This is a genomic window from Imhoffiella purpurea (assembly GCF_000585215.1).
In the GTDB taxonomy this organism is placed as follows: Bacteria; Pseudomonadota; Gammaproteobacteria; order Chromatiales; family Chromatiaceae; genus Imhoffiella; species Imhoffiella purpurea.
In genome coordinates this window covers 1-7617 of record NZ_AONC01000092.1, presented here as the reverse complement: position 1 = coordinate 7617, position 7617 = coordinate 1, and the positions used below count along the sequence as shown (strand labels likewise).

Genomic DNA, 7617 nt, shown 5'->3' with positions numbered 1-7617 from the left:
GCGCTCGCCGAGAGCGGCCGCGGCTCGGGCGCGCCCGAGCCGTTGCCGTCGGTTGCGGATGCGCGTTCCCCGGATCCACCCTGGTTCGGGTCGGGGTCGTTCCGGTTCGGTTTCTGTGTCCCGTCCGACTCCGAGTGGTCCGGGTTCGGTCGGTTGCCCTTGGAGGACTCTTCGCGATCGTAGAGATGCTGGTCGAGCGTTTCGGACCCATCCTCCTCCTCGATCAGCGGATAGATCTCCTCTGCGGTCAGCCCCTTGAAGCGCGGCTGGACGAGCGCCGAGGGCGGTGGGGTCAGGCCGTCCTCGATCAGCAAGGGGTTGATGGCATGGTCGCAGGCCAGGTCCCAGCGGCGCTTGACCCGGTGGCTGCGGCGGGCGAAATGGGAGAGTGCGCAGTGCAGCGCCTCGTGGGCCAGGATGAATTGGGTCTGCTCCAGGCTGAGCGAGTCGATGTAGCCCGGATTGAAATAGAAGGTTCGGGCGTCGGTGGCCGTGGTTGGGCACCAGTGGGCGGCGGCCGGTTGGAGCGGCAATCGCAGCACCAGGGCGCCGAGAAAGGGCTTGTCCAGGATGAGCCGGGTGCGCGCAGCGGCGAGCTTGGTCTCGATCGCGGCCGGATCCGGTGTGGATGCCTCAGCCATAGAGCATGACGTCCGAGACGGCCTGGGCCCAGTCGGCGAAGGAAGGAACCTCGAACAGACGGTTGCCGACCGCCCGGTGCAGATCCGAGACCAGCATCACGCCCATCTCGCGCTCGGGGAAATGACCCGCATAGTTGAGGATGTTGCCGATGAGGGTCTGGGCATTCTCCTCGGTGAGCGACCGGATCGCCCGACCGACCAGTGCGGCGGCGACGGCGTATTGGAGGTCGATCTCGCGCGGCACGGCGACCGACTCGCCGCGGGCGATGGCGTCCAGGTCGGGCATCAGCTCCAGACTGCGGATGAAGGCATCGAGCTCGATCCCGGCGGCCGGGCCGACGCAGGCCTGGAGCGCGCCCTGCAGCAGGTCGGGGTGATCCTGGAATTTCTGCAGTCCGCGATGGGCGAACTCCCAGGAGCGCGGCGTGGGAAAGGCGACCGGATTGTGCGCCGGGTCGAAATCGAACAGCAGCTCGGGGCGGAAGCGCAGGAAGGCGATGACGCGCTCGTCGATGGCGTTCGCGTAGGCCCAGGACACCCAGTCGTCCAGATGGGTCTCGACCTCGAAATGGGCGAAGCGGTTGGCCAGCGGCGCCGGCATGGCGTAGGTGACGCCGCGGTCGCCCTGGCGGTTGCCGGCGGCGAAGATGGCCCAGCCGTCCGGGACCCGGTATTCGCCCAGGCGCCTGTCGAGGATGAGCTGATAGGCCGCGGCCGAGACCGCGGGCGGTGCCGAGGTGATCTCGTCGAGGAAGAGGACGCCGCTCGGTCCTTGACGCTCGGCGTTCGGCAGCATGGCGGGTACGGCCCACTCGACCCAGTCGCCGCTGCGGAAGGGGATGCCTCGGAGATCGCTTGGCTCCATCTGCGAGAGCCGGATGTCGATGACGGGAACTCCGTGTCGCTCGGCGATCTGGGATACCATCTGCGATTTGCCGACCCCAGGGGGGCCCCAGAGCATGGTCGGTGTGTGATGGCCCTCGGAGGCGCTGGCGAATTCGCGATCCAGGACGCGAAACAACTGGGCTGGTCGCATGATGTTTCAGTTTCCTCCTGACGCACGGCCGTGCGTGGCCGGGATTGGCGGCTATGATGGCCAGATGGGAGCGAATCGGCCTTTTGCCAAGCATGGATCATTGATGATCGTCATTGCCGGCGCGCGGATCATGTAATCGCCCATGCTTGTTGTCACCTATTAGAAAAACGCTGTATTCTTATGCCCCTTCTCGTTCCCGCGATCGCAGCCCGACCCAGGGAGGCGCTCCGTCCGAGATTCGAAACCTGTGAGGACTCGATGGATCCAAGGCCCGCTCGGGCCTGGTTCATCAATTACAATAAATCGTTGGCTCAGCCGTGATCGGCGAGGCCTTCGCCATATTCAGTCGCTCGGAGACCGGAAATGAACCAGTTCTACTACGATGCCGTGACCAAGATGGAGCAGATGGGCGTCGACGACGAATACATCCAGGGTTGGCAATGTGGTTTCCTCCAGAACCCCAAGCGTGAGGAGCAGCGCCTGACGGATGCCTACGAGGCGGGCTACAACGACGGCGAGGAGAAGAACACCGACAACTTCGGCGAGTGGGTTCAGGCCTGATCCTGAGGATCCCCGCCTTGAGCTCGAGGGTCAGGATTGGCAGGATGCACGAACAGGCATCGTCCTGCCTCTCCTGAGTCCGAACCAGTCGAATTCTCCACCCTCTATTCCCCGATCGGCTGGCGGTCGTCCGGCAAACACCTAAATTCCCCGCCAGCTATCCATCCTCGGGTAGCCCCATGTCCGATATTCGCCTAGCCAGCCCGCCTGAGCGCCTGCAGCGGCGGGCGGATCAGCAGCGGATAGGTCGCCAGGGTCCCCGCCAGTCCGATCGCCAGCCCTGATCCCAGCACACCCATGACCCAGAGCCATGGATTGAAGCTGAACTCCAGCTCGAACAGCTGTTCGGCCAGCAGCCAACCGGTCGTCTCGGCGAAGACGGAGGCCAGCAGTCCCGCCAGCAATCCGGCCGCGGCGAACTCGACCGCCAGGCTTCCCAGCAGCGCCCGGCGCCCCGCCCCCAGTGTCCGCAGGATCCCGTGCTCGGCGCGCCGGTCCTCCAGGCTCGCCTGGATCCCGGCATACATCACCAGCAGTCCAGCGACGAGTGTGAAGGCGAAGACGTATTCGACCGCCAGCACGCCGCGGTCGATCACCTGCCGGACCTGATCCAGGATGGCGTCCACATCCAGCGGCGTCACGCTCGGAAAGCGTCGCGAGAGCTCGGCGATCAGTGCGTCGCTGCCGGCCGGCAGATGGAAGCTGGTGATATAGGTCGCGGCCTCGTCGCGCAGCAGGGCCGGGCTCGAGACGACGAAGAAGTTGACGTTGAAGCTGTCCCACTGCACCTCGCGCAGGCTGGTCACCGGGCCGCTGACGGCGTGGCCCGAGACCCAGAAGGTGAGGGTGTCGCCCAGTGCGATGCCGAGCGTCTCGGCGATCCCTGTCTCGACCGAGAACTGGGGCGGCGCCTCGGCGTCCGGCCACCAGGCGCCGGCGGCGATGCGGTTGTCCGGCTGTGGCTCGGTCCCGTAGCTGAGGTTGAACTCGCGGGTCGCGAGCCGCTCGGCGCGCGGATCCTGGTAGTCGCTCGGCTCGACCTGATGGTCGCCGATATGGGTCAGGCGGCCCCGGATCATTGGAAGGATGTCGGTCCGCTCGATCCCAGATTCGGCGAGGAAGTCGCGCAGCGGCTCGACCTCCTGGGGCTGGATGTTGATGAGGAAATAGTTGGGCGCGTCGGTCGGCAGGCTGTCCTCCCAGGCGCGCAGCAGATCGAGCCTGACCACGGCGAGCAGCAGGAGCGCCAGGATGCCGATACCGAATCCGCCGATCTGCAGCACGGCGCCGCTCGGGCGTCGGGCCAAGGCCGCCAGCCCCAGGCGCCAGACGCCACGGGTGCGTCCGGCGAGCCCGCCGGCGAGTCGCACCAGGAGCAGGACGCAGAGGATCAGCGTCGCCAGCGCGCCGAGCACGCCCGCGATCAGCTTCCAGGCCAGGGTCGGATCCTGTGCCTGCCAGAGGATCAGCAGTCCGAGCGCGAGCGCGGCGGCGGCCAGGGTGATCGCCGCGGATGCACGCGGTCTTCCGGCGTCGCGTCTCAGGGCGCGCAGCGGCGTCACCTGGGCGAGCTGCAGCAGGGGCGGGAGGGCGAATCCGAGCAGGCTGACCAGTCCGGTCGTCACCCCCACGAGCAGGGGCGCGGCCGAGGGTGGCGGCAGCTCCTCGCCGAGCCAGCCCGACAATGTGTCGACCAATCCGGCCTGGGCCAGCCAGCCCAGCAGACAGCCGACCAGGCTGGCGATCAGTCCGAAGAGCACCAGCCGCAGCACGAAGATGCGGATCAGCAGACGTCTGGGCGCGCCCAGGCAGCGCATGACGGCGACCGCGTCCGTCTGGCGCTCGACCAGACGATGGCTGGCGAGCGCGATGGCGGCGCCCGCGACCAGCAGCGTGGTCAGCGTCGCCAGGTGCAGGAAGCGTGCGGCGCGGTCGACCGCCGTGGCGAATTCGGGCCGTGCCTTGCTCGCCGACTCGGCCGACATGTTCGCCGCCAGGCGCGGCTCGAGCCAGTCCCGGTAGCTCGCGACCCTCTCGTCCTCGCCCGCGATCAGCAGGCGATAGGTCGCCCGGCTGGCGGGACCGATGAGCCCGGTCGCCTCCAGATCGGCGGCGTTCATCATCACCCGCGGGGCGATGTTGAAGAAGCTGCGGCCCGCGTCCGGCTCCTGGGTCAGGACGGCGCCGATGCGCAGCCGGGTCTCGCCGACGCCGAGCGTATCGCCGATTCGGACGCCGAGCAGTGCCAGCAGACGCGATTCCACCCAGACCTCGCCCTGGGATGGGCCTTGGGGGGCTGGCTCGTCCAGCGTGTCGACGCCCTGACGGACGCGCAGCTCGCCGCGCAGCGGATAGCCGGGATCGACCGCCTTGATGTTGACCAGCCGGGGGCCCTGGTCCGCGACCACGACGCTGCGGAATTCGACCGTGCGGGCGGTCGCGAGCCCGCGTGCCTTGGCCTCGGCGTCCAGCGTCTGCGGGATGGGCGCGGATGAGTCGATCGCCAGATCCGAGGCGATGAGTTCGGAACCCTGGCGCTCGATGCTGGTCTCCACTCGGTCGGTGAAGAAACCGACGGCGGTCACGGCGGCGACCGTGATCACCAGGGCGGCGGCGAGCAGATAGAGCTCCCCGCTGCGCCAGTCGCGGCGCAGCAGCCGCAGGGCGATGCGCCAGACGTTCATGTCAGGGACTCCAGGCGTCCGTCGCGCATCCGCAGCCGGCGGTCGCAGCGCTCGGCCAGGCGCGGGTCGTGGGTGACCAGGATCAGTGCCGCGTCGGCGGCCTCGCGCAGCTCGAGCAGTAGCTCGATGATCTGCTCGCCCGTCTGCTGGTCGAGGTTGCCGGTCGGTTCGTCGGCGAAGAGCACGCTCGGGCGCGGGGCGTAGGCGCGGGCGATGGCGACCCGCTGCTGTTCGCCGCCCGAGAGCTGACGGGGATAGTGTCCCGCGCGGGCGGTGAGACCGACCCGTTCCAGCGCGGCGTCGGCGCGCTCGGCCGCGCCCTCCGTGCCCGTGAGCTCCAGTGGCAGCAGCACGTTCTCGCGCGCGGTCAGGGTCGGGAGCAGCTGAAAGTTCTGGAAGACGAATCCGACCCGGCCGCCGCGCAGCTCGGAGCGCCCGTCCTCGTCCAGGTCGGCGATGCGCCGGCCGCACAGCCAGACCTCTCCGGCGGTGGCCTCGTCCAGTCCGGCCAGCAGCGAGAGCAGCGTGGACTTGCCCGATCCGGAGGCGCCCAGGATGGCCACGGCCTCGCCGGCGCCGATCTCCAGATCCAGACCGTCGAGGATGGTCAATCCGCCGGCCGGACCGTTAACATGCTTGCCCAAGCCGATCGCCTGCGACACCGTTCGGGGTTCTGACATGATCCGATTATTCCTCATCTGTATGCTGACGCTGCCCTCCATCGCGATGGCCGAGTCGCCGCCGATCCTGGTCTTGGGCGACAGCCTGAGCGCCGGCTACGGCCTGGCCCCGGGCGAGGGCTGGGTCGACCTGCTCGCCGAGCGGCTCGAAGCCGAGGGTCGCGCCGAGGCGGTGGTGAACGCCAGCGTCTCGGGCGACACCACCTCAGGTGGCCTGACCCGTCTGCCGCCGCTGCTGGAGCGTCATCGGCCGTCCGTGCTGGTGCTGGAGCTGGGCGCGAACGACGGTCTGCGCGGGCTGGGACTCGATTTGGTCCGACAGAATCTGACGCGCTTGGTTCAGCTGGGGCGGGAGGCCGGGTGTCGAGTCCTCTTGATCGGCGTGCGTCTGCCGCCGAACTACGGTGCGTCCTATACCCAGGGCTTTCAAGCCGCGTTCCGGGAGGTTGCCGAGTCGCTGGACGTGCCCCTGGTTCCGGCATTGCTCGCGGACGTCGCCGAACATTGGGACCTGATGCAGCCGGATGGTCTGCATCCCCTGGCCAAGGCCCAGGGGCGTATCCTGGACAACGTCTGGCCCGCGCTCGAACCGCTGCTGGGCGCGCCCGAGGGTCGCTGATCTAAGCCGATTGGAGTTTGGAGGCCATCCATGGATGGCCATGGTTTCATATTCGTCCAGCCATCGCTGGGTAGTACCGAAAGGAGATGACGACATGCAACGCGTGACGATCGTGGGGGCCGGATTCGCCGGCCTGACCGCAGTGCGGGCATTGCGCAAGGCCGATCCGAGCCTCGAGATCACCCTGGTCAGCCGCAAGCCCGAATACGTCTATTACCCCGGCCTCATCTGGGTGCCGTCCGGGCTGCGCACGGGCGACGACCTGGTCATCGATCTGGAGCGCTTCTTCGAGCGGATGCGGGTGAAACACGTGCCGGGCGAGGCGACCGGTCTCAGCGCCGACGGGCGCATCCTGGAGACCACCTACGGACCCATCGAGAACGACGGTCTCATCATCGCCAGCGGCGGGCGCTTCATCAAGAAACTGCCCGGGATCGAGCATGCCATCGTTCCCTGCGAGGGCGTGGCGGCGGTCAAGGCGATCCGCGATCGGGTCAAGGCCATGGATGGCGGCAGCATCGCCATGGGCTTCGCCAGCAACCCGAAGGAACAGTCCTCCATGCGCGGTGGGCCCATCTTCGAATTCCTGTTCGGCATGGACAATCAGCTGCGCAAGGAGAAGCGCCGCGACAAGTTCGATCTCCACTTCTTCACCCCGGCCGAGCGTCCCGGAAACCGTCTCGGACCCAAGGCGGTCGACGGTCTGCTCGCCGAGATGAAGCGCTGCGGGATCGAGACCCATCTCGGCAGCAAGATGAAGGGTTTTTCGGAGACCAAGGTCACCACCGAGAGCGAGGAGTTCGATGCCGATCTCATCCTCTTCATGCCGGGCGTGACCGGAAACGCCTGGTTCGACAACACCGGCCTGCCGCGCTCGCCGGGCGGGCTGGTCCAGGCCGACGCCCAGTGCCGGGTGCCAGGCTTCGAGCGGGTCTACGTGGCGGGCGACTCGGGCAGCTTCCCGGGGCCTGACTGGATGCCCAAGCAGGGCCACATGGCCGACCTGCAGGCGCGTGCCGCGGTCAAGAACCTACTGGCCGAATTCGCCGGCCGCGAGCCCAAGGCCGGTTTCCGGGTCGAACTCATCTGCATCGTCGACACCAACGACAGCGGCATGCTCGTGGCCCGCAACGAGAAGTTCAATCTGGTGCTGCCCTCGATGAAGCTGTTCCACTGGCTCAAGCGATTCTTCGAGTGGATGTACCTGCACCGCTATCGCTCGGCCTGAGCCAGCTACCAGCTACCAGCTACCAGCTACCAGCTACCAGCTACCAGCTACCAGCTACCAGCTAGATTATAGTGCTGGCGGCTGGCGGCTGGCGGCTGGCGGCTGGCGGCTGGCGGCTGGCGGCTGGCGGCTGGCGGCTGGCGGCTGGCGGCTGGCGGCTGGCGGCTG

7 protein-coding genes are annotated in these 7617 nt (G+C 67.8%); 3 read left to right on the top strand and 4 right to left on the bottom strand.

Going from position 1 to position 7617, the window contains the following annotated elements:
• Positions 1-641, bottom strand: a 641-nt coding sequence (locus D779_RS20360) for a vWA domain-containing protein (RefSeq protein WP_043758148.1), incomplete at its 3' end; no start/stop codon positions are given.
• Entirely contained in the window at positions 634-1677 is a 1044-nt protein-coding gene (locus D779_RS20355; protein ID WP_043758145.1) for an AAA family ATPase, read from the bottom strand. The genes D779_RS20360 and D779_RS20355, both read right to left, overlap by 8 nt.
• A 363-nt stretch (positions 1678-2040) precedes the next feature.
• Between D779_RS20355 and D779_RS20350 the strand changes: the two genes are divergently transcribed.
• Positions 2041-2238 carry an Alvin_2107 family globule sulfur oxidation protein gene (locus D779_RS20350; protein WP_043758141.1) on the top strand — a complete coding sequence of 66 codons (198 nt, stop codon included), beginning with the start codon at positions 2041-2043 and terminating at the stop codon, positions 2236-2238.
• Positions 2239-2432: 194 nt separating this feature from the next.
• On the opposite strand, the gene D779_RS20345 is transcribed toward D779_RS20350, so the two are convergent.
• A complete protein-coding gene (locus tag D779_RS20345) occupies positions 2433-4922 on the bottom strand; it encodes an ABC transporter permease (RefSeq protein WP_043758137.1) in 2490 nt (829 codons plus the stop codon).
• Positions 4919-5602, bottom strand: a complete 684-nt coding sequence (locus D779_RS20340) for an ABC transporter ATP-binding protein (RefSeq protein ID WP_043758135.1) — start codon at positions 5600-5602, stop codon at positions 4919-4921. Before D779_RS20340 ends, D779_RS20345 begins: the two co-directional genes overlap by 4 nt.
• On the opposite strand from D779_RS20340, the gene D779_RS20335 reads away from it, so the two are divergent.
• Both D779_RS20335 and D779_RS20330 read left to right on the top strand, forming a co-directional pair.
• Complete coding sequence (locus D779_RS20335; RefSeq protein ID WP_043758132.1) at positions 5601-6221, top strand: arylesterase; 621 nt, start codon at positions 5601-5603, stop codon at positions 6219-6221. The two genes, D779_RS20340 and D779_RS20335, sit on opposite strands and share 2 nt — an antisense overlap.
• A gap of 94 nt (positions 6222-6315) precedes the next feature.
• Complete coding sequence (locus D779_RS20330) at positions 6316-7449, top strand: NAD(P)/FAD-dependent oxidoreductase (protein WP_043758129.1); 1134 nt, start codon at positions 6316-6318, stop codon at positions 7447-7449.
• The last annotated feature ends 168 nt before the right edge of the window (positions 7450-7617 follow it).

Excerpts from the sequence above, each read along its gene's own strand:
- D779_RS20340 (WP_043758135.1), bottom strand. The coding sequence starts at position 5,602 with ATGTCAGAACCCCGAACGGTGTCGCAGGCGATCGGCTTGGGCAAGCAT.
- D779_RS20345 (WP_043758137.1), bottom strand. The coding sequence starts at position 4,922 with ATGAACGTCTGGCGCATCGCCCTGCGGCTGCTGCGCCGCGACTGGCGC.
- D779_RS20335 (WP_043758132.1), top strand. The coding sequence starts at position 5,601 with ATGATCCGATTATTCCTCATCTGTATGCTGACGCTGCCCTCCATCGCG.
- D779_RS20355 (WP_043758145.1), bottom strand. The coding sequence starts at position 1,677 with ATGCGACCAGCCCAGTTGTTTCGCGTCCTGGATCGCGAATTCGCCAGC.
- D779_RS20350 (WP_043758141.1), top strand. The coding sequence starts at position 2,041 with ATGAACCAGTTCTACTACGATGCCGTGACCAAGATGGAGCAGATGGGC.
- D779_RS20330 (WP_043758129.1), top strand. The coding sequence starts at position 6,316 with ATGCAACGCGTGACGATCGTGGGGGCCGGATTCGCCGGCCTGACCGCA.